At 70.0% G+C, this 23,538-nt stretch carries 27 protein-coding genes; 13 read left to right on the top strand and 14 right to left on the bottom strand.

Annotated features, from left to right (window positions below; all coding sequences use genetic code 11):
* Positions 1–75: 75 nt before the first annotated feature.
* The 3 genes from AC1D12_RS03375 to AC1D12_RS03365 all read left to right on the top strand — a co-directional run bounded on the left by AC1D12_RS03375 (position 76) and on the right by AC1D12_RS03365 (position 1,995).
* On the top strand, positions 76–660 hold the full coding sequence (locus tag AC1D12_RS03375) for a sigma-70 family RNA polymerase sigma factor (protein WP_477825677.1): 585 nt from the start codon (positions 76–78) through the stop codon (positions 658–660).
* Positions 657–1,388 carry an anti-sigma factor gene (locus tag AC1D12_RS03370; RefSeq protein ID WP_477825676.1) on the top strand — a complete coding sequence of 244 codons (732 nt, stop codon included), beginning with the start codon at positions 657–659 and terminating at the stop codon, positions 1,386–1,388. The genes AC1D12_RS03375 and AC1D12_RS03370 overlap by 4 nt, the downstream gene beginning before the upstream one ends.
* A gap of 106 nt (positions 1,389–1,494) precedes the next feature.
* On the top strand, positions 1,495–1,995 hold the full coding sequence (locus tag AC1D12_RS03365; RefSeq protein WP_477825675.1) for a tetratricopeptide repeat protein: 501 nt from the start codon (positions 1,495–1,497) through the stop codon (positions 1,993–1,995).
* A 10-nt stretch (positions 1,996–2,005) separates the two neighbouring features.
* Here AC1D12_RS03365 and AC1D12_RS03360 read toward each other — a convergent pair whose 3' ends face one another.
* Positions 2,006–3,316 (bottom strand): D-amino acid dehydrogenase, encoded by a 1,311-nt coding sequence (locus AC1D12_RS03360; RefSeq protein ID WP_477825674.1) that lies wholly within the window; start codon positions 3,314–3,316, stop codon positions 2,006–2,008.
* Positions 3,317–3,326: 10 nt separating this feature from the next.
* Positions 3,327–3,950 carry a LysE/ArgO family amino acid transporter gene (locus tag AC1D12_RS03355; RefSeq protein ID WP_477838856.1) on the bottom strand — a complete coding sequence of 208 codons (624 nt, stop codon included), beginning with the start codon at positions 3,948–3,950 and terminating at the stop codon, positions 3,327–3,329.
* Between the two features lie 108 nt (positions 3,951–4,058).
* On the opposite strand from AC1D12_RS03355, the gene AC1D12_RS03350 reads away from it, so the two are divergent.
* From AC1D12_RS03350 to AC1D12_RS03340, 3 genes are all read left to right on the top strand, one after another.
* Positions 4,059–4,979 carry a LysR family transcriptional regulator ArgP gene (locus AC1D12_RS03350; protein ID WP_477825672.1) on the top strand — a complete coding sequence of 307 codons (921 nt, stop codon included), beginning with the start codon at positions 4,059–4,061 and terminating at the stop codon, positions 4,977–4,979.
* 104 nt (positions 4,980–5,083) lie between these two features.
* Positions 5,084–5,299, top strand: a complete 216-nt coding sequence (locus AC1D12_RS03345; RefSeq protein ID WP_477825671.1) for a hypothetical protein — start codon at positions 5,084–5,086, stop codon at positions 5,297–5,299.
* A gap of 110 nt (positions 5,300–5,409) precedes the next feature.
* Positions 5,410–5,994, top strand: a complete 585-nt coding sequence (locus AC1D12_RS03340; protein WP_477825670.1) for a hypothetical protein — start codon at positions 5,410–5,412, stop codon at positions 5,992–5,994.
* Positions 5,995–6,006: 12 nt separating this feature from the next.
* Here the strand turns inward: AC1D12_RS03340 and AC1D12_RS03335 are convergent, their stop codons facing one another.
* The 3 genes from AC1D12_RS03335 to hutC are packed head-to-tail and all read right to left on the bottom strand — an operon-like array spanning position 6,007 to position 8,330.
* Entirely contained in the window at positions 6,007–6,774 is a 768-nt protein-coding gene (locus AC1D12_RS03335; RefSeq protein WP_477838854.1) for a metallophosphoesterase, read from the bottom strand.
* A gap of 4 nt (positions 6,775–6,778) precedes the next feature.
* A complete protein-coding gene (locus tag AC1D12_RS03330) occupies positions 6,779–7,552 on the bottom strand; it encodes a UPF0149 family protein (protein ID WP_477825668.1) in 774 nt (257 codons plus the stop codon).
* A gap of 55 nt (positions 7,553–7,607) precedes the next feature.
* Entirely contained in the window at positions 7,608–8,330 is a 723-nt protein-coding gene (hutC, locus tag AC1D12_RS03325) for a histidine utilization transcriptional repressor HutC (RefSeq protein ID WP_465110309.1), read from the bottom strand.
* A 74-nt stretch (positions 8,331–8,404) separates the two neighbouring features.
* On the opposite strand from hutC, the gene hutH reads away from it, so the two are divergent.
* Entirely contained in the window at positions 8,405–9,913 is a 1,509-nt protein-coding gene (hutH, locus tag AC1D12_RS03320) for a histidine ammonia-lyase (RefSeq protein ID WP_047508289.1), read from the top strand.
* 60 nt (positions 9,914–9,973) lie between these two features.
* Here hutH and AC1D12_RS03315 read toward each other — a convergent pair whose 3' ends face one another.
* Genes AC1D12_RS03315 through AC1D12_RS03305 form a run of 3 tightly spaced genes read right to left on the bottom strand, consistent with a single transcriptional unit; the run spans position 9,974 to position 12,482 of the window.
* Positions 9,974–10,762: an ABC transporter ATP-binding protein gene (locus tag AC1D12_RS03315; RefSeq protein WP_477824681.1), complete on the bottom strand. Its 789-nt coding sequence runs from the start codon at positions 10,760–10,762 to the stop codon at positions 9,974–9,976.
* Complete coding sequence (locus AC1D12_RS03310) at positions 10,759–11,532, bottom strand: ABC transporter permease (protein ID WP_477824657.1); 774 nt, start codon at positions 11,530–11,532, stop codon at positions 10,759–10,761. The genes AC1D12_RS03315 and AC1D12_RS03310 overlap by 4 nt, the downstream gene beginning before the upstream one ends.
* On the bottom strand, positions 11,529–12,482 hold the full coding sequence (locus AC1D12_RS03305) for an ABC transporter substrate-binding protein (RefSeq protein ID WP_477824658.1): 954 nt from the start codon (positions 12,480–12,482) through the stop codon (positions 11,529–11,531). The genes AC1D12_RS03310 and AC1D12_RS03305 overlap by 4 nt, the downstream gene beginning before the upstream one ends.
* A gap of 99 nt (positions 12,483–12,581) precedes the next feature.
* Between AC1D12_RS03305 and hutG the strand changes: the two genes are divergently transcribed.
* Positions 12,582–13,388 (top strand): N-formylglutamate deformylase, encoded by an 807-nt coding sequence (gene hutG, locus AC1D12_RS03300; RefSeq protein WP_477824659.1) that lies wholly within the window; start codon positions 12,582–12,584, stop codon positions 13,386–13,388.
* Here hutG and hutI read toward each other — a convergent pair.
* From hutI to AC1D12_RS03275, 5 genes are all read right to left on the bottom strand, one after another.
* Positions 13,335–14,558, bottom strand: a complete 1,224-nt coding sequence (gene hutI / locus AC1D12_RS03295; RefSeq protein ID WP_477824660.1) for an imidazolonepropionase — start codon at positions 14,556–14,558, stop codon at positions 13,335–13,337. The genes hutG and hutI overlap by 54 nt on opposite strands.
* Complete coding sequence (locus tag AC1D12_RS03290; protein WP_477838852.1) at positions 14,555–15,940, bottom strand: formimidoylglutamate deiminase; 1,386 nt, start codon at positions 15,938–15,940, stop codon at positions 14,555–14,557. Before AC1D12_RS03290 ends, hutI begins: the two co-directional genes overlap by 4 nt.
* A complete protein-coding gene (locus AC1D12_RS03285; RefSeq protein ID WP_477838850.1) occupies positions 15,937–16,512 on the bottom strand; it encodes a HutD/Ves family protein in 576 nt (191 codons plus the stop codon). Before AC1D12_RS03285 ends, AC1D12_RS03290 begins: the two co-directional genes overlap by 4 nt.
* Positions 16,512–18,227: a urocanate hydratase gene (gene hutU / locus AC1D12_RS03280; RefSeq protein WP_477838860.1), complete on the bottom strand. Its 1,716-nt coding sequence runs from the start codon at positions 18,225–18,227 to the stop codon at positions 16,512–16,514. The genes AC1D12_RS03285 and hutU overlap by 1 nt, the downstream gene beginning before the upstream one ends.
* Positions 18,228–18,340: 113 nt before the next feature.
* Positions 18,341–19,276, bottom strand: coding sequence for a LysR family transcriptional regulator (locus AC1D12_RS03275; RefSeq protein ID WP_465110315.1), 936 nt, complete (start codon positions 19,274–19,276; stop codon positions 18,341–18,343).
* Between the two features lie 141 nt (positions 19,277–19,417).
* On the opposite strand from AC1D12_RS03275, the gene AC1D12_RS03270 reads away from it, so the two are divergent.
* Genes AC1D12_RS03270 through AC1D12_RS03260 form a run of 3 tightly spaced genes read left to right on the top strand, consistent with a single transcriptional unit; the run spans position 19,418 to position 20,239 of the window.
* Entirely contained in the window at positions 19,418–19,651 is a 234-nt protein-coding gene (locus AC1D12_RS03270) for a hypothetical protein (RefSeq protein WP_047508274.1), read from the top strand.
* Between the two features lie 50 nt (positions 19,652–19,701).
* Positions 19,702–19,959 (top strand): hypothetical protein, encoded by a 258-nt coding sequence (locus tag AC1D12_RS03265; protein WP_047508272.1) that lies wholly within the window; start codon positions 19,702–19,704, stop codon positions 19,957–19,959.
* Between the two features lie 43 nt (positions 19,960–20,002).
* A complete protein-coding gene (locus AC1D12_RS03260; protein ID WP_047586737.1) occupies positions 20,003–20,239 on the top strand; it encodes a hypothetical protein in 237 nt (78 codons plus the stop codon).
* A 64-nt stretch (positions 20,240–20,303) separates the two neighbouring features.
* On the opposite strand, the gene AC1D12_RS03255 is transcribed toward AC1D12_RS03260, so the two are convergent.
* A complete protein-coding gene (locus AC1D12_RS03255; RefSeq protein WP_477838847.1) occupies positions 20,304–22,169 on the bottom strand; it encodes a phosphoenolpyruvate carboxykinase (GTP) in 1,866 nt (621 codons plus the stop codon).
* 320 nt (positions 22,170–22,489) lie between these two features.
* On the opposite strand from AC1D12_RS03255, the gene AC1D12_RS03250 reads away from it, so the two are divergent.
* Both AC1D12_RS03250 and AC1D12_RS03245 read left to right on the top strand, forming a co-directional pair.
* The gene (locus AC1D12_RS03250) at positions 22,490–23,299 is read left to right on the top strand and encodes a substrate-binding domain-containing protein (RefSeq protein ID WP_477824665.1); all 810 of its coding nucleotides are present in this window, start codon (positions 22,490–22,492) and stop codon (positions 23,297–23,299) included.
* A 13-nt stretch (positions 23,300–23,312) separates the two neighbouring features.
* The coding region (locus tag AC1D12_RS03245) for an MOSC domain-containing protein (protein WP_477838858.1) at positions 23,313–23,538 on the top strand (226 nt) is incomplete at its 3' end.

Raw genomic sequence — 23,538 nt, 5'->3', positions numbered from 1 at the left:
CGATGGCGCAATACATGATGGCGGCGAAGGGCACAACGGGTGGGGGGCGCGGATTGTAGGGCACACTGCCGCGCGATGAATCCGACGAGTGCCCCTTCCAACGACCTGCCCGCGCTGCTCGCGCGCATCGCGCTGCGCGAGCGTGCTGCCTTCGAGCCGCTGTACCGCGCCACCTGCGCGCATCTGTTGGGCGTCGCGTTCCGTATCTTGAACGACAGGGACCGCGCCGAAGAGGTGCTCCAGGAGGCGTTCATGAATGTCTGGCACAACGCGGCGAGCTACCGGCCCGACGTGGCGGCCCCGATGACCTGGCTGATCAACATCGTGCGCAACAAGGCGATCGATGCGCTGCGCTCGGGCAAGACCGAGCGGGCTTCGACCACCGCGCTCGACGACGAGGCCATGGCCGTCGCCGGCGACCCCGCGCTGGAGCCGCAGCGGCTGCTGGACGATGGGCTGACCAAGGCGCGCATCGACGGCTGCATGGCGGCGCTGAACGCCTCGCAGCGGCAGGCGCTGGCGCTCGCGTACTACCGCGGCATGGTGCACACCGACATCGCGCTCGCGCTGAACGCGCCGGTCGGCACCGCGAAGGCCTGGGTGCGACGCGGCCTCGACAAGCTGAAGGATTGCCTGGTCGCGGCGGGGGTCGGCGCATGAACTACCTGAAGCCCGAGCGCCTGGACCGGCTGGCGCGCGAATACGTGCTGGGCACGCTGACCGGCGGCGCACGGCGCCGCTTCGAGCGCGTGCTGGCCGCCAGCCCGGCGGCGTCGCTGGCGGTCGGCGCGTGGCAGCAGCGCTTCTCGGTGCTTGCCGCCAGCGTGCCGCCGATGCAGCCGCGCGAGGCGGCGTGGCAGCAGCTCGAGCGCCGGCTGTTCCCGGTGGCGCCGAAGGCCGCCTCGGGCTTCGGGGCGTGGCTTGCGAACCTGCTGTCCGCGCGCTCGCTCGGCGGTGCGCTCGCCGGCGTGCTGCTGTGCCTGGCGGTGCTGCGGCTGCAGCCGGGGCTGATCGGGCTGCAGCCGCCGTCCGAGGCGCTGCCGCAAAGCTATGTCGGCCTGCTCAGCGATGGCGAAGGCCGTCCGGCCGTGCTCGCGAGCTCGCTGCGCCACGGCCGGCAGCTCAGCGTGAAGCTGCTGCAGCCGGTGGCGGTGCCGGCCGGCCGCGTCGCGCAGCTGTGGGCGCTGCCGCGCGACGGCGGCGAGCCCTTCCCGCTCGGCGTGGTGCCCGACCATGGCAGCGCGGTGCTGGCGCTCCCGGACAGCTCCGAGAAGCTCTTCTTCAACGTGACACGGCTGGCAGTCACCCTGGAGGTGGCGCCGGCGCTGGCCGGTGCGGCGCCGGCGGGACCGTTCGTGCTGATCGGCCCGTGCGTGAAGCTCTGGTAGCAATTTCTTTCAATCGCGGATGCGTCCGTCGGCGCCATCCGCTCCGTAAGTACCGGCAAGACACCGAGGATGGTGTCTGCCAACCCACCCGAAGGACCTGACGATCATGAACACCACTTTCGCCCGCGTGCTGACCCTCTCGACGCTCGCCCTGGCCCTGGGCAGCGCCTTCGCCGCCGACAGCGCACCGCCGGCCCCGACCCCGGCCGCAGCCGCCGCCGCCGCCGACAAGCTGGGCGCGGCGCGCGCGCAGATCGCCGCGAAGAACTGGGCCGGTGCCATCGACGAGCTGAAGAAGGTCAACGATGCCGGCAGCGCCGACTGGAACAACCTGATGGGCTACAGCCTGCGCAAGGCGAAGACGCCCGACCTGGCCGGCTCGGAGAAGTTCTACAACGAAGCGCTGCGCATCGACCCGAAGCACAAGGGCACGCTCGAGTACTCCGGCGAGCTGTTCCTGATGAAGGGCGACCTGCCGAACGCCGAGCAGCGCCTGGCCACGCTGGACAAGGTCTGCGGCGCGAGCTGCAGCGAGACGGTCGAGCTGAAGAAGGCGATCGAGCGCTACAAGGCCGCGGGCAACAAGTACGTCTCGGCCAGCTGGTAACTCGATCGGGTCAGGCCGCGGCCACGCGTGGCGTGCCGGCCTGCGGCACCTCGCCGCAGAACCCGAAGTCGAGCGCCGGGCGCAGGCCGCTCATCAGCTCGGCAAGCGCACGGCCCGAGCCGGCGCCGTGCGTCCAGCCCAGCGTGCCGTGTCCGGCGTTGATCCACAGGTTGGCGAGCTTGCCGCTGCGCCCGATGTACGGCACGTTGGTCGGCGTACTGGGCCGCAGGCCGGTCCAGAAGTTCGGCTCGCGGGTGTCGGCGACGCCCGGGAACACCTCTTCGTAGCGGTCGATCAGCGCCTGGCAGCGCACGCGCGAGGTCGCGCTGTCGAGGCTGGTGTCGTAGCCGGCCATCTCGGCCGTGCCGGCGATGCGCACGTGGTCGCCGAGCCGGCTGATCGCGATCTTGCGCGAATCGTCGAGCAGGCTCGCGACGCTGGCGGCTTCCGGCCGCTTCAGCTTCAGCGTCGCCGAGTAGCCCTTGGCGGGGTAGATGTTCAGGTAGATGCCGAGCGGCCGCAGCAGCGGCGCAGTGAAGCTGCCCATCGCGGCGACGAAGGTGTCGGCCGTCAGCGTGCGCGGCTCGCCGGTCTGCAGGTGGCGCAGCCGCACCGATTGCACCGCACCGCCCGCCGCATCGATGCCGGCGATGTCGTGTTCGTACAGGAAGGTCGCGCCGCGCTGCTGGCACAGCTGCGCCAGCTTCTGCGTGAAGATGCGAGCGTCGCCCGATTCGTCGCTGGGCGTGAAGGTGCCGCCGGCGATGCCGTTCGCGAAGCCCTGCAGCGCCGGCTCGACCTTCAGCACCTCGTCGCGCGACAGCACGCGGCGATCGACGCCGTGGTGGCGCATCAGCTCGGCACCGGCCGCACCCTCGTCGAACTCCTGCTGCGTCGAGAAGAAGTGCAGGATGCCGCGCTCCAGCCGGTCGTACTGGATGCCGGTCTGCGCGACCAGCGCCTTCAGCGACTCGTGGCTGTAGCGGCCCAGCGCCACCAGCTGCGCCACGTTGCGCTCGAACGCGGCGTCGTTGCACTGCAGCAGGAAGCTCAGGCCCCAGCGCCACTGGTGCGGGTCGAGCTTGGGGCGGAACAGCAGCGGCGCGTCGTCGCGCGCCAGCCACTTCAGCACCTTCAGCGGCGCGCCGGCATTGGCCCACGGCTCGCAGAAGCTGACCGAGATCTGCGCGCCGTTGGCGAAGCTGGTCTCCAGCGCCGCATCTTTCTGGCGATCGACCACGGTGACCTCGTGGCCCTGCTCCAGCAGGTACCAGGCGGTGCTCACGCCGATGATCCCGGCTCCCAACACGACGACTTTCATTGAAGCTCCTTCAGAGCGGGCGCCACAACAACTGGGCGGCCACGCAGAACATCACCACCGCGACGCTGGCGTCGATCGCCCGCCACACCGCCGGGCGCTGCAGCCAGCGCGAGGCGGCCGCGGCGCCGTAGCCGAGCGTCACGAACCACATCAGCGACGCAAGACCCGCACCGGCCGCGAATGCGAAGCGGCCGTCGCCCGGCTGCTGTGCACCGACCGTGCCGAGCAGCAGCACCGTGTCGAGGTAGACATGCGGGTTCAGGTAGGTCATCGCCAGCACGCTGGCCACCGTGGCGCCCAGGCTGGCGGCACCGGCGCGCGTCTGCAGGCCGGCATCGACGCCGCGCCAGGCCTGGCGCGCCGAGCGCAGGCCGTACAGGAACAGGAAGGCCGCACCCCCATAGCGCAGCACCTGCAGCAGCACCGGCGCCGACTGCACGGCGGCACCCAGCCCGAACACGCCCAGCACGATCAGCAGCCAGTCGGATGCGGTGCACAGCGCGACCACCGGGCCGACGTGCGTGCGCGCCAGCCCCTGGCGCAGCACCAGTGCGTTCTGCGCGCCGATCGCGACGATCAGGCCGGCGGTCATCAACCAGCCTTGGGCGAATGCGGCGGAGAGGTCGGGGGTCATGGAATCCGGGTGTCAGGACGTCGGCAAAAGCCGGCCGTCGGATTGTCGGCACGGTGGRCGAAGTCATGAAGAAGGATTCATATTTCTCGGCTTGCATTAGGATGGCTTATGAAAGACCTGGACCCCGCCGCGCTCGATGCGCTGGCTGCGCTGGCCGATGCGGCGAGCTTCGAGCGTGCCGCGCAGCGGCTGTCGATCACGCAATCGGCCGTGTCGCAGCGCCTGCGCACGCTGGAACTGCAGGTCGGCCAGCCGCTGGTGGTGCGCTCGCGCCCGCTGCGGCTGACCGAGCCCGGCAAGCTGCTGCTGCGCTTCGCCCGGCAGATGCAGGCCATGCGCGCCGACCTGGCGCACGAGCTGGGCGACGCGCCGCCCACCGACCAGCGCCTGCCGATCGCGGTGAATGCCGACAGCCTGGCGACCTGGGTGCTGCCGGCGCTCGACGCGCTGGTGCACGAGGGCGTGTCGCTGGAACTGGTGGTCGACGACCAGGACTTCACGCACGACTGGCTGCGCCAGGGCGCGGTGCTCGGCTGCGTCACCAGCGTCAGCGAGGCGCTGCGCGGCTGCCGCGTGGTGCCGCTGGGCGCGATGCACTACACCGCGGTCGCGAGCCCCGGCTTCATCACCGAGATGCTGCCGCAGGGGCTGACGCGGGCCAACTTCGCGCAGGTGCCGTTCCTGATCTTCAACCGCAAGGACGACATGCAGCAGCAGTGGGTGGCCCAGGCCTTCGGCGTGCGCGAGCCGCGGCTGCGCGAGCGCCACGTGCCGTCGTCCGAGGCCTACCTGCGGGCGGCGGCGATGGGCTGGGGGATCGGTGTCGTGCCGGAGCTGCAGGCGCGGGCGCTGCTCGACAGCGGTGCGCTGGTGGCGGTGCGGCCGGACGACCGCCTGCCGGTGCGGCTGCACTGGCACCAGTGGAAGCTCGGGCCGGACGGCGCGGCGCCGTCGGCGCGCGTCGGCTTGCTCGACCGGGTCGGCGACGCGCTGCTGGCGGGCGCGCGCACCGCACTGGATGTGACTTGAACCACGGCGGCGCGAACTGCACCGTTCGCGTGCCTCATTTCGGGCTTCAGCACCACCCGCTTGCATCCGACACTGAATGTCACAAGCACTCGTGGAGCGACATCATGAACCTGGCATCCGGATGGTCCTGGCTGGCGTCGCTGACCACGCGCCGCGCACCGCGCCAGGTGGAACCCGAGGCCGCCGACTACGGCACCGCGTTCGGGCTGGACATGAGCCTGTCCCCGCTGCGCGACACCGAACTCGACGCTTTCGAGCATGGCGCGAGCGCCCCGGCACCGCTGCAGTGGATGAGCCGCATCACGTCCCGCGGCCGATGAACTCGTATTGACTCTGACCGCTTGTTGCCCGGATCTGCACCAGAGGGTGCGGAACCTTGTTGTGGAGGCGAGCCACTCAATGGCGCCCTTCCACTTCCCAGGCCGGAGCCATGGACCCCCGCAAACTCCAACCCCGCAAAATACTCCAAAGACTCCGCAAGAAACTCAAGCCCAGAGGGGATGAGCCCGACTTGCAGTCCCGGGTCGAACAGCAACGATCGGCCGCACTGGGAGTCGGGGTGAATCCTTTTGCTCTTCGCTGGAGTGGGCAAGAGCGCGGGCCCATGGCGATGGTCTTGTGGAAAACGAGTCCATGTCTTCCGAAAGAACTGCGAGACGAAATCATCGGTTTCGCCAGCAAGGCCAAATTCATCCAGGACTTCGGCATTGACATTGACATGGACACGGCGAAAGAGATCGAGCAAATTCTCGATCGAGCCCCCAAGTTGAAGTCCAAGATGGAGAAGTTTCTACAGGCCGTCAAGGACCTGTCGACGGGCGACCCGGAGGCGCCAGCGCTTATCGTGCGCATTGCCAAAAAGATATCGAGCAGTCCCGATGCCTCGGTGGTACTCAAGCAATGCATTGAAACGGATACCAACGCAATCCTCAACGCAACGGATCCGCACATGCAGTTCTTGGCCGCACGCAATTTTCTGACCCATCTTGCCGCCTTCGGCGTCAAGACGCAGTGAGGCGTCGCCGAGTCAGACGTCGATCACCCGCAGCCCGTCATACCCGGCACTCTCGCCGCGCTTCGTGTGCCCGCGTGCATTGCAGACGACACGTGTGACGCCACCTGCATGCGCCACCTCGTAGTCGTGCCGGCAGTGCACATGACCGTGGATCCACAGGTCGGCAGCGGGCAGCAGGTCATCGTCGGCATTGCAGAAGCTCGCGGTGCCGGCCTGGCTGCCGTAGCGCGGGTCGCCGCTGCGCAGGCTGGGGCCGAAGTGGGTGATGACGACCGTCGCGTCGGCATCGTTCGGCTCGGCGAGCGCGGCGGCCAGCCACGCACGGCAGGCCAGCGCCTCCTCGCGCACCTGGGGCGCGGCGAAGACCTCGCCGTTCAGCGTCGAGCGCTGCACCTTCATGAAGTACGAGCCGGCGCGCATCGATTTCTCGCGCTGCGCGGGCCCGAACAGGTCGAAGTCGCACCAGCGCACCGTGCCGGCGAAGCGGATGCGCCGGCCGTCGGCGCCGGTGCGGATGCAGGTTTCGCGCTCCAGCATCGTGATGCCGAGCGCTTCGCAGCGTGCGCGCAGGGCCGGCCAGGTGTCGTTCAGCTCGCGGCCGTCGAACTCATGGTTGCCGGCGACGAAGACGATCGGCACCGGCCAGCCGCGGAAGGCGTCGAACGCCTTCCAGGTGCTGTCGATGTCGCCGGCCAGCACCAGCAACTCGGCGCCGGGCGCCGGTTCGGGCGTGAAGGTCTCGGTTTCCTGGTGCAGGTCGGACAGCAGCTGGAACTTCACTGACTCAGGTGGCGCCGTGGCACTGCTTGAACTTCTTGCCGCTGCCGCACGGGCACGGGTCGTTGCGGCCGACCTTCGGCGTCTCGCGCTTGACCGTCTCGACCTTGTAGCGCGCATCGCGCGTCAGGTCGGACAGCTCGGCGACGGTCGTGACCATCTCCTCGATCGCGTCGTCCAGCGTCGACAGCGGGTACTCGCGGTCCAGCGTCGCGACGACCTCGCGCTCCTCGTCGGTCTCGGCCGGCAGGTGGCGGTACAGCCGCGCCAGCGCGGTCATCACCTCGTCCTGGGGCAGCTCCATCAGGTCGGGGAAGCAGATGGCAGCGTGCTGGAAGCCGGCCACCCACGGCATCAGCGGCTGCGACACCTCGGCCAGCCCTTCCATCGGATCGACCTCGCCCTCGGCCAGCGGGGCCGGCGGGTGCTCGTCGTCGAACTCCAGCACCAGCGGGTTGAACCAGCCGTCCTCGACGATCGCGCGGTTCAGCGCGGCATAGCGGCGCAGCACCAGGGCGCTGGTGCGCTCCAGCCAGGCGGCGTCGACGTCGTCGGGCAGCGGCTGGCCGTCGAAATCGAACACATGCGGCAGCCAGGTCGCCGGCTCCAGCAGCACCGGCTGCACCAGCACGCCGCACAGGAAGCCGTCGAGCATCACCGCATCGACCGGCTGCAGCGGCTCGGGCGTGGCCGCCAGCAGGTCGTCGAGTTCGGCGAACTCGGCATCGGTCAGGTCGTGGGCGGGCGGCAGCGAAGCGGGCAGGGCGGTGGGAGCGGGCATGGCGGGTCTCTTGAACAAACGATCGAGCCGGGATTGTCGTCTGATCAGCAGGCGATCACGACTTGCCGGCCGAGAAACTGCCGATCAGCCGGTAGCGCGCCCCGGGATGCACCAGCCGCGCGACCGACGCGACGATGCCCTGCGACAGCGTGCGCCGCGACACCTGCAGCAGCGCGCTGCCGGGCAGCACGTCGAGCAGACGCGCCTGTTCGTCGGTCGCGAGCACCGCCTCGACCACCTGCTCGGCCTCGGTCAGCGGCGCGTGCTCGAACAGCACGTGCGACGGCGTGACCTGCGTGAAGTCCTGCGCCAGCAGGTCGGGCGCGAGGGCCGGGTTGACGTGCCGGTCTTCATACTGGATCGGCACGCCGTTCTCCAGGTGCACCAGCCGGCAGCGGATCACCGCCGCGCCCTTGCGCAGGCGCATCGCGGTGGCGATCTCGGCGCCCGCCTTCACGCGCTCGACGCCGCACACCCGCGTCGTATGCCGGTGGCCGCGCTCGACGATCTCGTCGTGGATGTCGCGCACCTGCAGCAGGTTGGAGATCGGGTGCAGCTCGGCCACGTACGAGCCCGAACCCTGGCGGCGCTCGATCAGGCCCTCGTCTTCCAGCTCGCGCAACGCGCGGTGCACCGTCATGCGCGCGCAGCCGAACTCCTGCACCAGCTCGCGTTCCGACGGCAATCGCACGCCCGGCTGCCAGCCGCCCTCGGCGATGCGGTGTCGGATCGAGTGCTTGACTGCTTCGTAGGGCAGCGTCTTGTCGCCGGATTTCATGGGGCCGATCYTACCCCTGTGCTAAAGTTGTCTAGACCACTTTGCGGCCCGCCGCCGCGCCAGCGAGGACCCCCATGACGACGCCTGCGCACCTGATCACCCCCGGCCAGCTCGACAAGGCGATGCTGCTCGATGCGGCCGCCGGCGGGGCCCGCTTCACGATCGCACCGTCGGCGCGGGCTGGCATCGAGGCGAGCGTGCAGGCGGTCGCGACGCTGATGTCGCGCCACGAGCCGGTCTACGGCATCAACACCGGCTTCGGCAAATTGGCGCAGACGCGCATCCCCGACGACCAGCTGGCGCAGCTGCAGAAGAACCTGGTGCTGTCGCACAGCGCCGGGATCGGTGCGCCGATGGCGGCGCCGGTGGTGCGGCTGATGCTGCTGCTGAAGGCCGCCAGCCTCGCGCACGGCGTGTCGGGCGTGCGGCCGCAGGTGATCGATGCGCTGCTCGCGCTGCTGGCGGCCGATGTGCTGCCGGTGGTGCCGGAGAAGGGCTCGGTCGGCGCGTCGGGCGACCTCGCACCGCTGGCCCACCTGAGCGGCGTGCTGATCGGCATCGGCGAGGCCTTCGTCGACGGCAAGCGGGTGCCCGCACTGCAGGCGCTCGCACGCGCCGGCATCGAGCCGCTGGTGCTCGGCCCGAAGGAGGGCCTCGCGCTGCTGAACGGCACGCAGGCGTCGACCGCGCTCGCGCTCGTCGCGGTGCAGCGGCTCGAGCGCATCTTCGATGCGGCGATCGGCATCGGTGCGATGACGGTCGATGCGGCCAAGGGCGCCGACACGCCGTTCGACGACCGCATCCACAAGGTGCGCGGCCAGCCCGGGCAGCGCAAGGTGGCGGCAAGTTTCCGCAGCTGGCTGGCCGGCAGCGCGCTGCGCCAGTCGCACCTCGATTGCGACAAGGTGCAGGACCCGTACTGCCTGCGCTGCCAGCCGCAGGTGATGGGCGCCTGCCTCGACCAGATGCAGCATGCGTGGAACGTGCTGCTGACCGAGGCGAACGGCGTCTCCGACAACCCGCTGGTGTTCGCCGACACGCTGGAGGCGCTGTCGGGCGGCAACTTCCATGCGGAGCCGGTGGCCTTCGCGGCCGACAACCTGGCGCTGGCGATCGCCGAGATCGGCGCGCTGTCCGAGCGCCGCACCGCGATGCTGATGGACCCGGGCATCTCGGGGCTGCCGGCCTTCCTGGTCGAGAACGGCGGGCTGAACTCCGGCTTCATGATCGCGCAGGTGACGGCGGCGGCGCTCGCCTCCGAGAACAAGTCGCTCGCGCACCCGGCCAGCGTCGACTCGCTGCCCACTTCGGCGAACCAGGAAGACCATGTGTCGATGGCGACCTACGCCGCGCGGCGCCTGCACCAGATGCTGGACAACACCGCCGGCATCGTCGCGATCGAATGGCTGGCCTCGGCCCAGGCGCTCGATTTCCACCGGCCGCTGCGCTCGTCGCCGGCGCTGGAGTGCCTGCATGCGCGGCTGCGCGAGCGGGTGCCGTTCCTGAAGGAAGACCGGCTGATGGCGCCGGACATCGAGGCGGCTGTCGACATGCTGGAGCATGCCGGGTCGATGTCGGCCTAAAAATAGACCGATACGGCGTGCTTCGCCACGCAACGGCCTACTTTTGACCGGCATCCGGGCTTACGGGGCCATCGCGGCCGCCTTGATGCTCTCGGCCCGGATGTCCTCCGTCAGCTGCGCCTTCAGCTCCGAGAACCGCGGCGTCGTCTTCACCGTGTAGTGCCGCGGGTACGGCAGGTCGATCGCCAGCTCGGTCTTGATGCGGCCCGGCCGCGCGCTGAACACCGCACAGCGGTTGCCCATGAAGATCGCCTCGTCGATGTCGTGCGTGACGAACAGCACCGTCTTGCGGTGCTGCTGCCAGATCGACAGCAGCAGCTCCTGCATCAGCGCGCGCGTCTGGTGGTCGAGCGCGCCGAAGGGTTCGTCGAGCAGCAGGATCTTCGGATCGTTGGCCAGCGCCCGCGCCAGCGCGACGCGCTGCTGCATGCCGCCCGACAGCTGCTTCGGGTAGTGCGATTCGAAGCCCGTGAGCCCCACCTCCGCGATGAAGCGTTGCGCGATCTCGCGCTGCTGCGTGTCGGGCAGGCCCTTCTCGCGCAGCCCGAAGCAGATGTTCTGCCGCACCGTCAGCCACGGGAACAGCGTGTAGCTCTGGAACACCATGCCGCGGTCGGCGCCCGGGCCGCGCACCGGCGCGCCGTCGAGCAGCACCTGGCCGGTGCTCGGCTCGTCGAGGCCGGCCACGATGCGCAGCAGTGTCGACTTGCCGCAGCCCGAGGGCCCCAGCACGGTGATGAAGTCGTTGTCGGCGACCTCCAGGTCGGTCGGTTGCAGCGCGAGCGTCGGGGTGCCGCCATGCACACCGGGGAAGCTGCGGCCCACGCCGCGGATCGACAGCCGGCTCACAGCGCGGCCCACCGGAAGAGTCGGCGGTTCAGCCGCTTGAACCCGAGGTCGGACACCAGCCCGATCACGCCGATCGTGATGATGCCGAAGATGATCTGGTCGGTTGCGAGCAGCGCCTGGCTGTCGGTGATCATGTGGCCGATGCCGCTCGACGCGCCGATCAGCTCGGCCACGATCACATAGGTCCAGGCCCAGCCGAGCACCAGACGCAGCGTCTCGGCCACCTGCGGCGCGGCAGAGGGGAGCAGCACGCGGCGCACCACGCCCCAGTCGCGCGCGCCCAGCGTGTAGGCGGCCTCCACCAGGTCGCGCCGCGTGTTGCCGACGCTGACCGCGATCATCAGCACCAGCTGGAAGAACGAGCCGAGAAAGATCACCGCGAGCTTCTGCGCCTCGCCGATGCCGGCCCACAGGATCAGCAGCGGGATGAAGGCCGAGGCCGGCAGGTAGCGCGCGAACGACACGAACGGCTCGAAGAACGCCTCGACCGGCTTGTACGCCCCCATTGCGATGCCCAGCGGCAACGCGAGCACCGCCGCGATCACGAAGCCGCCGATCACGCGCCACATCGTCATGCCGATGTCGTGCGCGAAGCCCTGCTGCGCGAGCAGGTCCCAGCCCGAGCGGACCATCGTCAGCGGGTCGGCGAGAAACGTCTTCGAGACGAAGCCGCCCAGCGTCGCGATCGCCCATCCGGCGACGAACAGCACGAAGAACGCGACCCCGAGCGCGATGCGCCGCCCGGGCTCCACCGATTGCAGCGGCTTCACTGGATGAAGCTGGTGTCCGACAGCGTCTTCAGGTCGGGAATCTGCTTGATGCTGCCGATCTCCAGCAGCAGCTCGGCCGCCTCCTTGCTGAACGGCTGCAGCACGCTGGTGAAGAAGCGCTGGTTCGCCGCGCGGTCCTGCCAGCGCAGGTAGGCCTGCGATTTCTCGAAGGCCTCGCCGCTCTGCTTCACGTCGGCGCCCATGATCTCGAACGACTTCTTCGGCTCGTTGCGGATCATCTCCAGCGCGTCGAAGTAGCTGTCGGCCAGCGCCTTCGCGGCCTTCGGGTTCTCTTTCAGGAACTTCGGTGTGCAGCCGAAGGTGTCCATCACCATCGGGTAGTCGAGCGTGGTTGCGATGATCTTGCCGGCCTCGGGCTTGGCGCGCACCGTCGACAGGTAGGGCTCGTAGGTCATCGCGGCATCCAGGTCGCCGGCGTTCGCGACGAAGGCATTCGCGGCCGCCTGCGGCTCCAGCGTGACGACCTTCACGTCCTTCACCGACAGCCCGTTCTTCTTCAGCATCCACGCGAGGCCGAAGTACGGCGCGGTGCCCGGTGCCGACGCGGCCACCGTCTTGCCCTTCAGGTCGGAGATCTTCGCGATGTGGTTGCGCACCACCATGCCGTCGGCACCGAAGCTCTTGTCGAGCTGGAAGATCTGCGTGGTCGCGACGCCGTTGGCATTCCACACCACCCAGGTCTCGACGGTGGTGGCCGCGCACTGCACGTCGCCCGAGGCGATCGCGAGGTGGCGGTCTTTCTGAGGGATCTTCTTGATCGACACGTCCAGGCCGTGCTTCTTGTAGATGCCGGCCTCCTTCGCGAGCGTCAGCGGTGCGAAGCCGGTCCAGCCGGAGATCGCGATCGCGACCGGCGTCTCCTGCGCCGCGGCAGGCCCGACCATCGCCGCCGACACCCACAAACCGACCAAGGCACGCACTGGATTCATCACTGCTCCTGCGAGAAGGGGAAAGGTGTCGGACATGATGCAAGCCCTGTGCCGGGCAGTCTACACTCGGTTCCCCGGTTGTCTAGGCCACTTGCACCCATGGAATCCAGCACGCACGCACTGACGCGGGGCAGCGTTCCGCTGCTCGTCTCGTTCCCGCACGCCGGCACGGAGATCCCTGCCGACATCGCGGCCCGCATGACGCCCGAGGCGCTGCTGCGCGCCGACACCGACTGGCACCTGCCGGAGCTCTACGACTTCGTCGCGCAGATCGGCGCCAGCACGCTGGTGCCGCGGATGTCGCGCTACGTGATCGACCTGAACCGGCCGCCTGAAGACACCAACCTCTACCCCGGGCAGGACACGACCGGCCTGGTGCCGCGCGACACCTTCCGCAAGCAGCCGCTGTACCGCGCGGGGCAGGAGCCCGACGCGGCCGAGGTCGAGGCGCGGCGCGAGCGCTTCTGGCGCCCGTACCACGTCGCGCTGCGCGGCGAGCTGGAGCGGCTGCGCGACCTGCATGGCGTGGCGGTGCTGTGGGATGCGCATTCGATCGCCAGCAGGCTGCCGCGCTTCTTCGAAGGCAAGCTGCCTGACCTGAACCTCGGCACCGACGAGGGGCGCGCCTGCGCACCGCGCGTGCAGGCGGCGGTCGAGGCGGTGCTCGCCGGGCAGCGCGACTACACGCAGGTCAGCAACGGCCGCTTCAAGGGCGGCTACATCACGCGCCACTACGGCGAGCCGGCGCGCGGCGTGCATGCGCTGCAGATGGAGATGTGCCACGCCACCTACATGGACGAGCCGGCGCCGTTCGGCTTCCGTCCCGATCTCGCGGCCGGCGTGCGGCCGCTGCTACAGCGGATGCTGCAGGCCGCGCTCGACACCGCGGTGGAAGCAGGCGCGTAGCGGGCTCGCGCCGATCGCATAGCTCAGCGCGGCCGGGTGATCGACGTCCCACAGGCACAGGTCGGCCTGCTTGCCGACCTCGATGCAGCCATGCGTGGCCGCCAGGCCCAGCGCCCGCGCCGCATGACGGGTGACACCGAGCAGCGCCTCGGCCGGCGTCATGCGGAACAGCGTGCAGGCCATGTTCATCATCAGCGGCAGGTGGGTGCCGGGGCTGGTGCCCGGGTTGCAGTCGGTGGCCACCGCCATCGGCACGCGGTGCCGGCGGAACAGCGCGATCGGTGGCGCCACCGTGTCGCGCAGGAAGTAGTACGCGCCCGGCAGCATCACGGCGACCGTGCCGGCGCGCGCCATCGCGATCACGCCCGCCTCGTCGACATGCTCCAGGTGGTCGGCCGACAGCGCGCCGAAGTCGGCCGCCAGCGTAGCGCCGTGCTGGTTCGACAGCTGCTCGGCGTGCAGCTTGACCGGCAGGCCATGGCGCTGCGCCGCTTCGAACACGCGCTGCGTCTGGCCGGGCGTGAAGCCGATCGTCTCGCAGAACGCATCGACCGCATCGGCCAGGCCGTCGCGCGCGATGGCCGGCAGCAGACGCTCGACGATCTCGTCGATGTACGCATCGGCGCGGCCCTCGAACTCCGGCGGCAGCGCGTGTGCGGCCAGCAAGGTGGTGCGCACGTCGATCGGGAAGCGCTCGCCGAGCCGGCGCGCCACCTGCAGGCACTTGCGCTCGGCATCGAGCGACAGCCCGTAGCCGGACTTGATCTCGACGGTCGTCACGCCGTGGCGCATCAGCTCGCGCAGCCGGCGGGCCGAGGCGTCGAACAGCGCCTCGGGCGTCGCATCGCGCGTCTGGCGCACGGTGGAGCGGATGCCGCCGCCGGCGCGCGCGATCTCCTCGTAGCTCGCGCCCTGCAGCCGCAGCTCGAACTCGCGCGCGCGGTCGCCGGCGTAGACGAGGTGGGTGTGGCAATCGATCAGGCCGGCCGTCAGCAAGGCGCCGCCGGCATCGCGTTCGGCGCGCGGCCGCAGCCCGGCCGGCAGCGCGGACATCGGGCCGACGCGCTCGATGCGCCCGTTCGCGATCGCGACGAAGCCCGGCGCCGACGGCGTGCAGGATTCATCCAGCCCATCGACGATGCGTGCGTTCGTCAGCAGCAGGTCGGTCATCGGTTCTCCAGCAACTGTGCGCGCGCCGCGATGAAGGCCGGGGCCGTGCGGTCGGCGGCGGCATGCACGCCGCCCTGCACGCGCTGCCGGCCGGCCACCCACACGTCGCGCACGCCGCGGGCGCCGTGCGTCGCGAACACATGGCCGGCGAGCCGCTGCGAGGCGCCGAGCGCGACATCGTCGAAGGCCTGGAGGTGCACCAGGTCGGCCTGCTGGCCGACGCGCAGCCCGCCGATCGAGCGGCCGCTGGCGCGTGCACCGCCGGCCACCGCCGACAGCCACATCGCATCGGCCACCTGTGGGTGCGCGGCGCTCGCGAGCACGTTGCGGCGCTGCTTCGTCAGCCGCTGGCCGTACTCGAGCAGGCGCAGCTCCTCGGCCGCGTCGACGCAGGCGTGGCTGTCGGAGCCGATGCCCCACACGCCGCCGTCGGCGATGTAGGCCTCGGCATCGAACACGCCATCGCCGAGGTTGGCCTCGGTGCTCGGGCACAGCCCGGCCACCGCGCCGCTGCGCGCCAGCGCGCGCCGCTCGGTGGCATCGAGGTGGGTGGCGTGCACCAGGCACCAGCGTGCGTCGACCGCCGCATGCGCCAGCAGCCATTGCACCGGCCGCTGGCCGCTCCACGCGAGGCAGTCATCGACCTCGCGCTGCTGCTCGGCCACGTGGATGTGCACCGGCGCGCTGGCGTCGGCGCCATGCAGCCCGCCGAGCAGGTCGCGCAGCGCCTCGGGCGGCACCGCGCGCAGCGAATGCGGCGCCGCGCCGACGCGCACGCCGTCGTGGCGCAGCCGGCCGATCAGCGACAGCAGGCCGTCGACGCTGTTCAGGAAACGGCGCTGCTCGGCCAGCGCCGGCTTGCCGCCGAAGCCGCTCGCCTGGTACAGCACCGGCAGCATCGTCAGGCCGATGCCGGCCTCGCGCGCGGCAGCAACCAGCCGCAGCGACATCTCGGCCGCATCGGCATGCACGCGGCCGTCGGGCTGGTGGTGCACGTAGTGGAATTCGCAGACGGCCGTGTAGCCGGCCTGCAGCATCTCGATGTAGAGCTGCGTCGCGATGGCCTGCAGCGCGTCCGGCGTCAGCGATTGCGCGAAGCCGTACATCAGCGCGCGCCAGCTCCAGAAGCTGTCCTGCTCGGCGCTGCGGTGTTCCGTCAGCCCGGCGAAGGCACGCTGGAACGCGTGCGAATGCAGGTTCGGCAGGCCGGGCAGCAGCACGCCGTCGACACGCTCGGTGCCGGCCGGGGGTTGCAAGCCGGCCTCGACGCAGGTCAGTGTGCCGGCGTCGTCCCATTGCAGCAGCACGTCGTCGGCCCAGCCCTGCGGCAGCAGCGCGTGGCGGGCGAACAGTGATCCGGTCGGGGTGTCGGAGATGCTCATCCCGCGGGCTCCAGCTGCACCAGCAGCGCACACGGCGCGTCGCCGGCGCATTCGAGCGCGAGCGCGGGCATGCCGTCGCGCCACAGCCAGGCCTGCAAGGGCCCCAGACCGCGCGCGCCGTCGGACCAGCGGCCGAGGCTCGCGAGCAGCAGCCCGGCCGAGGCCGGCTCGGTGCGTGCCGGGCCGTGCAGCGCGCGCACGTCGGCACGCCAGCGGCCGCGGCGCGTCATCACGTTGAAGTCGCGGCACGGGCCGTCGAACAAGGTGGCGCTGAGTGCCTCGTCACCGGAAAAATGGAAAGGCTGGTGCGCGCGGGCCAGCCGCTCGTCGAGCTGGCCGTCAGCCGAGTGCAGCCGCATGCCGGCACCGCGCAGCAGCACGATGCAGCGGTCGATGCCGGGGAAGGCGGAGAACGGCGCGTCGCGCTCGACCTCGGCGACGCTCAGGCGCCAGTCGAAGTCCGTCGTGGCTTCGCGTGGCTGCACCGCGAGTTCGCGCGTCAGCCCGGCGCCGTTGCGCCACGCCACGGCGGGCAGCGACTGCAGGTCCAGCGTCTCGCTGCGCCCGCTCATCAACGCCCGACCATCGGCAGCTTCAGGTGCTGGGCCTGCGCCGTCTGCACGGCCAGCTCGTAGCCGGCGTCGGCATGGCGCATCACGCCCGAGCCGGCATCGTTGACGAGCACGCGCGCCAGGCGCTTCGCGGCGGCGTCGGTGCCGTCGGCCACGATCACCATGCCGGCGTGCTGCGAATAGCCCATGCCGACACCGCCGCCGTGGTGCAGCGACACCCAGGTCGCGCCGCCCGAGGCATTCAGCAGCGCGTTCAGCAGCGGCCAGTCGGACACCGCATCGGTGCCGTCCTTCATGCCCTCGGTCTCGCGGTTCGGGCTCGCGACCGAGCCGGTGTCGAGGTGGTCACGGCCGATCACGATCGGCGCCTTCAGCTCGCCGCTGCGCACCATCTCGTTGAACGCGAGGCCGGCGACATGGCGCTCGCCGAGGCCGAGCCAGCAGATGCGCGCCGGCAGGCCCTGGAACGCGATGCGCTCGGCGGCCATGTCGAGCCAGCGGTGCACGTGCGCGTTGTGCGGGAACAGTTGCTTGATCTTCGCGTCGGTCTTGCGGATGTCCTCCGGGTCGCCCGACAGCGCCACCCATCGGAACGGCCCCTTGCCCTCGCAGAACAGCGGGCGGATGTAGGCCGGCACGAAACCGGGGAAGTCGAACGCGTTCTTCACGCCCTGGTCGAACGCGACCTGGCGGATGTTGTTGCCGTAGTCGACGGTGGGCACGCCCATCGCGTGGAAATCGAGCATCGCCTGCACATGCACCGCGCACGACTGCGCGGCGGCCTGCCTCAGGCGCTCGTGCTGGTGCGGGTCGCGCTGCGCATCGCGCCATTGCGCGACGCTCCAGCCGGCCGGCAGGTAGCCGTTGATCAGGTCGTGCGCCGAGGTCTGGTCGGTGACGATGTCGGGGCGGATGCCGCCGGCCTTCGCGCGCCGCACCAGTTCGGGCAGCAGCTCGGCGGCGTTGCCCAGCAGGCCGATCGACACCGCCTCGCGCTTGGCCGTGTGCTGCTGGATCAGCGCCAGCGCGTCGTCGAGGTCCTTCGCCTGCTTGTCGAGGTAGCGCGTGCGCAGCCGGAAGTCGATGCTGCTCTGCTGGCATTCGATGTTCAGCGAGACGGCGCCGGCGAACGTGGCGGCCAGCGGCTGCGCGCCGCCCATGCCGCCGAGGCCGGCCGTCAGCACCCAGCGCCCGGCCAGCGTGCCGCCGAAGTGCTGGCGGCCGGCTTCGGCGAAGGTCTCGTAGGTGCCCTGGACGATGCCTTGCGTGCCGATGTAGATCCACGAGCCGGCCGTCATCTGGCCGTACATGAAGAGGCCCTGGCGATCGAGCTCGTTGAAGTGCTCCCAGGTGGCCCACTTCGGCACCAGGTTGGAGTTGGCGAGCAGCACCCGCGGCGCATCCGGGTGCGTGCGGAACACGCCGACCGGCTTGCCGGACTGGATCAGCAGCGATTCATCGTCTTCCAGCTCGCGCAGCGACGCGAGGATCTGGTCGAAGCAGGCCCAGTCGCGGGCGGCGCGGCCGATGCCGCCGTAGACCACCAGCTCCTCGGGGCGCTCGGCGACTTCCGGGTCGAGGTTGTTCTGGATCATCCGGAAGGCCGCTTCGGTGAGCCACGACTTGCAGCTCAGCGTGCTGCCGCGCGGGGCGCGCACGACGCGGCCGGGGGCCGAACGGGCGGCCTGTGCCGCGGCGTGGGCCACGGTCTTCATGTCGGTGGTGGAGTTCATCGGCGGCCCTCGGGCGTGGGAGTGTCGAGCAGGATGCGGGAAAAGTGGTCTAGACCACTTCGCGCAGGATGCCGGGAGTCGGCCCGCCCGTCAAGTCACTCGGTGGCCGACTGCGCTGCATCGACCAGCCGCGCCCGCAGCCATTGGTGGGCGCTGGCCCGGTCGTGCCGCATGTGCCACAGCGCCTCGACGTGGATGCCGGCCAGCTGCAGCGGGATCGGCCGCTGCACCAGCTTGTCCTGGTAGCCGGTGGCGCCGATGAAGGTGCGCGGCAGCACCGTCAGCAGGTCGCTGCTGGCGACCACCCGGCCGGCGGTGAAGAACTGGTTGACCGTCAGCACGATGCGCCGCGTGCGATGCAGCTGCGTCAGCGCCTGGTCGACCAGCCCGTGCGGCCGGCCGGAGAAGCTCACCAGCAGGTGGTGCGCCTCGCAGAAGCGGTCCAGCGTCAGCTCGCCTTCGGCCAGCGGGTTGCCGCGCCGCATCACGCAGACGTACTGGCTGTCGTACAGGCGCTCATGGTGGATCGGGCTCGTGCTGCCCTGGGCGACCAGGTTGGCCACCGCGTCGGGAAAGTAGCCGACCGCGAAATCGACCTCGCCGCGCTCCAGCAGCGGCCGCGGATCGCGCGTCGTCAGCGGGATCACCCGCAGGTTGGCCAGCGCCTGGCCCTGTTCGATCTGTTGAACGAGGGAGGGCATCAGCATCGCCGCGGTCGCGTCCGCCATCGCGAGTCGGAAGTTCGCCACATCCTTCTGCGGGTCGTAGTCGCCCGGCGCGAAGGCCTGGCGCAGGGCCGCCAGGGCCGCCTGCACCTCCGGCCACAGCTGCTCGGCGCGCGGCGTGGGCTTGACCCCGAACGATGTGCGAGTGAGCAGTTCCTCACCGACGGAGTCTTTCAGGCGCTTGAGGGCGTTGCTGACGGCCGGCTGAGTGAGCGCCAGGCGCTCGGCGGCGCGGGTCAGGTTGCCCTCTGCCATCACCGCGTCAAACACGCGCAGCAGGTTCAAGTCAAGTGTGCGGAAATTCATGTTTGCTACTCCTCGACACCGGGATATCACGGCTGTGTATATCACTGATTCACAGCTTTCAGTAGCCAACCCCTGGGGTAAACCCTAGGATTGCGGCATGCGAGGTCGAAAACGATTTCGCGAGTCTTGAAAGGACCCTCCATGAACCCCGTGATGAGCCTGAATCTCCCGCAAGTGCCCACCGGCGCCGTCGCGTCCGGTTCGGCATCGCACGACGTGTGGGGCCGCATCGGCCGCCGCGTCTGGGCCTCGTTGGAAGCCGCCGGCCAGACCCGCGCCCGTCCCGAACTGCTGGCGCTGGCCAGCCGCTACGAAGCGTCGCAGCCCGAACTTGCAGCCCAGCTGCGTTCCATGGCTTCCGTTCGCCAGCGCTGATCGACCTCCCCCGAATTCGCCACAAGCGACCCAACCCCGAAGGAAACACGATGACCACGACCACGATGGACCTGCAAGTCCCCCAGCAACGCACCGCCCCGCGCCTGGCCGCGCCGTTCGCCGCTGCTTTCGCCGCGCTGCTGAACGCCCTGAAGCCCGCCGAGCGCGTGAACGTGGAAGAGAACCAGGCCGCCCGTGAGGCCGCCGACGTGCGAGCGATGGCTCGCCAGTATCTGAAGACCGACCCCGGATTCGCTGCGGACCTGTTCGCAGCCGCCGACCGGCACGAAGAGCTGTACGGCAACTGAACCGGTGCCGCTGCCACGGGCAGCGGCACACAGAGAGACCACCATGAACCAGTCGACTTTCTTTGCTGACTCGCAAGCCTCGACGGCTTTCGTCCAGCGCATTTCGGACGCTTATGCGTTCGCCACCGCGGCACTCGCGAACCTGCTGAGCCCCGCCGCCGAGAGCCCGGCCGAAGCCGCCAGCCGCCTGCGCTCGCTGGCCGAGGCCTACAGCGACGGCCAGCCGAGCTACGCCGCCGACCTGCGCGCCGCGGCCGATCGCGCCGACGCCGAGGTCTGAAGCTTCCGCGCTGAAATGAGAAGGCCCGCATCAGCGGGCCTTTTTTCATGGGGCACGGGTCGCGTCAGGCCGCCAGCCGGGCCTCGATGCGAGCCTTGGTCGCGGTGAGTTCCGCCGGCAGGTGCCAGGCGAGCTGCTTGAACAGCTCGTCGTGCAGCGACAGCTCGGCCCGCCACGCGCCGGCGTCGACGCCGGTCACCTGGTCGTACTGCGCCGCGCTGAAGTCCAGGCCTTCCCAGTTCAGGTCCTGGTAGCTGGGTGTCACGCCGAACACGTTCTCGCGGCCCTGGGCCCGGCCTTCGACGCGCTCGAGCATCCACTTCAGCACGCGCATGTTCTCGCCGTAGCCCGGCCAGACGAACTTGCCGTCGGCACCCTTGCGGAACCAGTTCACGCAGAAGATCTTCGGCAGCGTGGCGCCGCGGGCCTGCAGCTTGGCACCGAGCGACAGCCAGTGCTGGAAGTAGTCGCTCATGTTGTAGCCGATGAACGGCAGCATCGCGAACGGGTCGCGGCGCACCACGCCCTGCTGGCCGGCCGCGGCGGCGGTGGTTTCGCTGCCCATCGTGGCGGCCATGTAGACGCCTTCGGTCCAGTCGCGCGCCTCGGTGACCAGCGGCACGGTCGTCGAGCGGCGGCCGCCGACGATGATCGCGTCGATCGGCACGCCTTCGGGATCGTCCCAGGCCGGGTCGAGCGCCGGGTTGTTGGTGGCCGGCACCGTGAAGCGCGCATTCGGGTGCGCCGCCTTCGCGCCGGTCTCCTTCGCGATCGCCGGGGTCCAGCGCTGGCCTTGCCAGTCGGTCAGTTGGGCGGGCGGGACGTCGGTCATGCCTTCCCACCAGACGTCGCCGTCRTCGGTSAGSSCGACGTTSGTGAAGATCACGTCGCGCTTCAGGCTCGCCATGCAGTTGAAGTTGGTCTTCTCGTTGGTGCCGGGGGCGACGCCGAAGTAGCCGGCTTCCGGGTTGATGGCGCGCAGGCGGCCGTCGGCGGCCGGCTTGATCCACGCGATGTCGTCGCCGATGGTCGTGACCTTCCAGCCCGGCAGGCCGTCCGGCGGGATCAGCATCGCGAAGTTGGTCTTGCCGCAGGCGCTCGGGAATGCCGCGGCGACGTGGTGTTTCCTTCCCTCGGGGCTCTCGACGCCGAGGATCAGCATGTGCTCGGCCAGCCAGCCCTCGTCGCGGCCCATCGTGCTCGCGATGCGCAGCGCGAAGCACTTCTTGCCGAGCAGCGCGTTGCCGCCGTAGCCGGAGCCGTAGCTCCAGATCTCACGCGTCTCGGGATAGTGGACGATGTACTTGGTGGCGTTGCACGGCCATGCGACATCCTTCTGCCCCGGTTCCAGCGGCGCGCCGACGGTGTGCATGCACGGCACGAACTCGCCGTCGGTGCCCAGCACGTCGATCACGGCCCGGCCCATGCGCGTCATGATCTTCATGTTGACGGCGACGTAGGGGCTGTCGGAGAGCTCGACGCCGATGTGCGCGATCGGCGAGCCGAGCGGGCCCATGCTGAACGGCACGACGTACATCGTGCGGCCCTTCATCGCGCCGCGGAACAGGGCCCGGTCTCCGGTCTGCAGCAAGCTGCGCATCTCGGCCGGGTCCATCCAGTTGTTGGTGGGGCCGGCGTCTTCCTTCTTCGCGCTGCAGATGAAGGTGCGGTCCTCGACGCGCGCCACGTCGCTCGGGCTGCTGCAGGCGAGGTAGCTGTTGGGGCGCAGCTCGGGGTTCAGCTTCTTGAAGGTGCCGGCGGCCACCAGCTGGGCGCAGAGCTTGTCGTACTCGGCGGTGCTGCCGTCGCACCAGTGCACGTCACGGGCTTCGGTCAGCGCGGCCATCTCGGCCACCCAGGCCATCAGCCGGGCATGTCGGACGTAGGCGGGCGCGTTCAGGCGCAAACCCTCCATCGCGGGTCGGTTCATCGTGGGCTCCAATCATCAAAGTCAAAGTGCGGGATCGGGCGAACCTCGGGGCTCGCCCCATACCGCAAGGACACGACGGCAGGAACAGGCGGTTTCATGCCGGATGGGCAATCGGCATGCCTCCACCGGGCAAGGCATTGTCGTACGACTGTAATCGCGCCGTAACTGCCGCAAACCGGGGGATCATGCAAATTGCGAATGGCAACATGCAAAGCAGTTGTGACTTTTTCGGCGGTTGTGCGGGGCGGCTGCCCGGACGGTGCCATGCCCGAACTCGCTGTTGCATGGCTGTTTCTGCGGCCGCTTAAGATCGTCGGATGATGCGACGACGCCTCCTCCTCTCCCTCGCGGCCGCCAGCAGCCTGGCCGCTTCCTTCACTGCCCGTGCGGCCCAGCGCAAGTCGCTGGCGGATCCGCTGCTGATGGGCGTCGAGCAGGCGATGCTCGACTCCGGCCTCGGCCAGGCCTTCCAGAAGGGCTTCGGCCGCGACACCGGTGTCGCGGTGCAGGTGTCGGGCGGCCAGAGCGCCGCGCTGATCCAGGCGCTCGAGCGCGGCGAGATCGACATGGCGATGACGAACGCGCCGGAGCTCGAGATGCAGCTCGAGAAGCAGGGCCTGGCCCACGACCGCCACCGCGTCGCGCTCGGCGACTACGTGCTGATCGGCCCGGTCGAAGGCAAGGGCAAGAAGGCCAAGGACCCGGCCGGCGTGCTCGGCGGCAAGGACATCGGTGCCGCGCTGATGGGTATCGCGAACGCGCAGGCGCGCTTCCTCGGCAACAACGGCGGCAGCGGCGCGGCGCTGGCCGAGTTGCCGCTGTGGCGCGCCTCGAAGGTGGCGCCGGTCGCACCGTGGTACGTGACCGCGGACCCGAAGAGTTCGATCATCGCGCAGGCCGCGGCGCAGAACGCGTACGCGGTGGTGGAGCGCGGCGTCTGGCTGAGCCACGTGACCAAGCCGCTCGCGATCGTCGTCGAAGGCGATCCGCTGCTGGCGACCGAGGTGCACGTGATGCGCTCGTTCCGCGTCAACCACCCGGCGGCCAAGTTGTTCACGGCCTGGGTGTCCGGCCCGCAAGGTCGCCGCGTCGCGGCGAGCGTGCGCGGCTGGCGCGCGGCCGCCAACTGATCTGCCGATGACGATGCGCCTGCTCAGCGTCAACGCCGCCCGCGCGAGCGAGCGCCTGATCGACGGCCGGCCGGTGCTCACCGGCATCGGCAAGCAGCCGGTCGACGGCCCGGTGGCGGTGCAGACCCTGGGGCTGGACGGCGACGAGCAGGCCGACCTCAGCGTGCATGGCGGCCTCGGCAAGGCGGTGTACGCCTACCCGAGCGAGCACTACCCGTTCTGGCAGACGGTGCGGGCAC

Source organism: Rhizobacter sp. P1_G5 (genome assembly GCF_056405435.1).
The sequence above is the reverse complement of the archived record's forward strand: the minus strand, read 5'-3'. Positions and strand labels throughout refer to the sequence as shown.

Coding starts and splice junctions, on each gene's coding strand:
- AC1D12_RS03375 (WP_477825677.1), top strand. CDS start 76: ATGAATCCGACGAGTGCCCCTTCCAACGACCTGCCCGCGCTGCTCGCG.
- AC1D12_RS03370 (WP_477825676.1), top strand. CDS start 657: ATGAACTACCTGAAGCCCGAGCGCCTGGACCGGCTGGCGCGCGAATAC.
- AC1D12_RS03365 (WP_477825675.1), top strand. CDS start 1,495: ATGAACACCACTTTCGCCCGCGTGCTGACCCTCTCGACGCTCGCCCTG.
- AC1D12_RS03360 (WP_477825674.1), bottom strand. CDS start 3,316: ATGAAAGTCGTCGTGTTGGGAGCCGGGATCATCGGCGTGAGCACCGCC.
- AC1D12_RS03355 (WP_477838856.1), bottom strand. CDS start 3,950: ATGACCCCCGACCTCTCCGCCGCATTCGCCCAAGGCTGGTTGATGACC.
- AC1D12_RS03350 (WP_477825672.1), top strand. CDS start 4,059: ATGAAAGACCTGGACCCCGCCGCGCTCGATGCGCTGGCTGCGCTGGCC.
- AC1D12_RS03345 (WP_477825671.1), top strand. CDS start 5,084: ATGAACCTGGCATCCGGATGGTCCTGGCTGGCGTCGCTGACCACGCGC.
- AC1D12_RS03340 (WP_477825670.1), top strand. CDS start 5,410: ATGGACCCCCGCAAACTCCAACCCCGCAAAATACTCCAAAGACTCCGC.
- AC1D12_RS03330 (WP_477825668.1), bottom strand. CDS start 7,552: ATGCCCGCTCCCACCGCCCTGCCCGCTTCGCTGCCGCCCGCCCACGAC.
- hutC (WP_465110309.1), bottom strand. CDS start 8,330: ATGAAATCCGGCGACAAGACGCTGCCCTACGAAGCAGTCAAGCACTCG.
- hutH (WP_047508289.1), top strand. CDS start 8,405: ATGACGACGCCTGCGCACCTGATCACCCCCGGCCAGCTCGACAAGGCG.
- AC1D12_RS03305 (WP_477824658.1), bottom strand. CDS start 12,482: ATGAATCCAGTGCGTGCCTTGGTCGGTTTGTGGGTGTCGGCGGCGATG.
- hutG (WP_477824659.1), top strand. CDS start 12,582: ATGGAATCCAGCACGCACGCACTGACGCGGGGCAGCGTTCCGCTGCTC.
- hutI (WP_477824660.1), bottom strand. CDS start 14,558: ATGACCGACCTGCTGCTGACGAACGCACGCATCGTCGATGGGCTGGAT.
- AC1D12_RS03290 (WP_477838852.1), bottom strand. CDS start 15,940: ATGAGCATCTCCGACACCCCGACCGGATCACTGTTCGCCCGCCACGCG.
- AC1D12_RS03285 (WP_477838850.1), bottom strand. CDS start 16,512: ATGAGCGGGCGCAGCGAGACGCTGGACCTGCAGTCGCTGCCCGCCGTG.
- hutU (WP_477838860.1), bottom strand. CDS start 18,227: ATGAAGACCGTGGCCCACGCCGCGGCACAGGCCGCCCGTTCGGCCCCC.
- AC1D12_RS03275 (WP_465110315.1), bottom strand. CDS start 19,276: ATGAATTTCCGCACACTTGACTTGAACCTGCTGCGCGTGTTTGACGCG.
- AC1D12_RS03270 (WP_047508274.1), top strand. CDS start 19,418: ATGAACCCCGTGATGAGCCTGAATCTCCCGCAAGTGCCCACCGGCGCC.
- AC1D12_RS03265 (WP_047508272.1), top strand. CDS start 19,702: ATGACCACGACCACGATGGACCTGCAAGTCCCCCAGCAACGCACCGCC.
- AC1D12_RS03260 (WP_047586737.1), top strand. CDS start 20,003: ATGAACCAGTCGACTTTCTTTGCTGACTCGCAAGCCTCGACGGCTTTC.
- AC1D12_RS03250 (WP_477824665.1), top strand. CDS start 22,490: ATGCGACGACGCCTCCTCCTCTCCCTCGCGGCCGCCAGCAGCCTGGCC.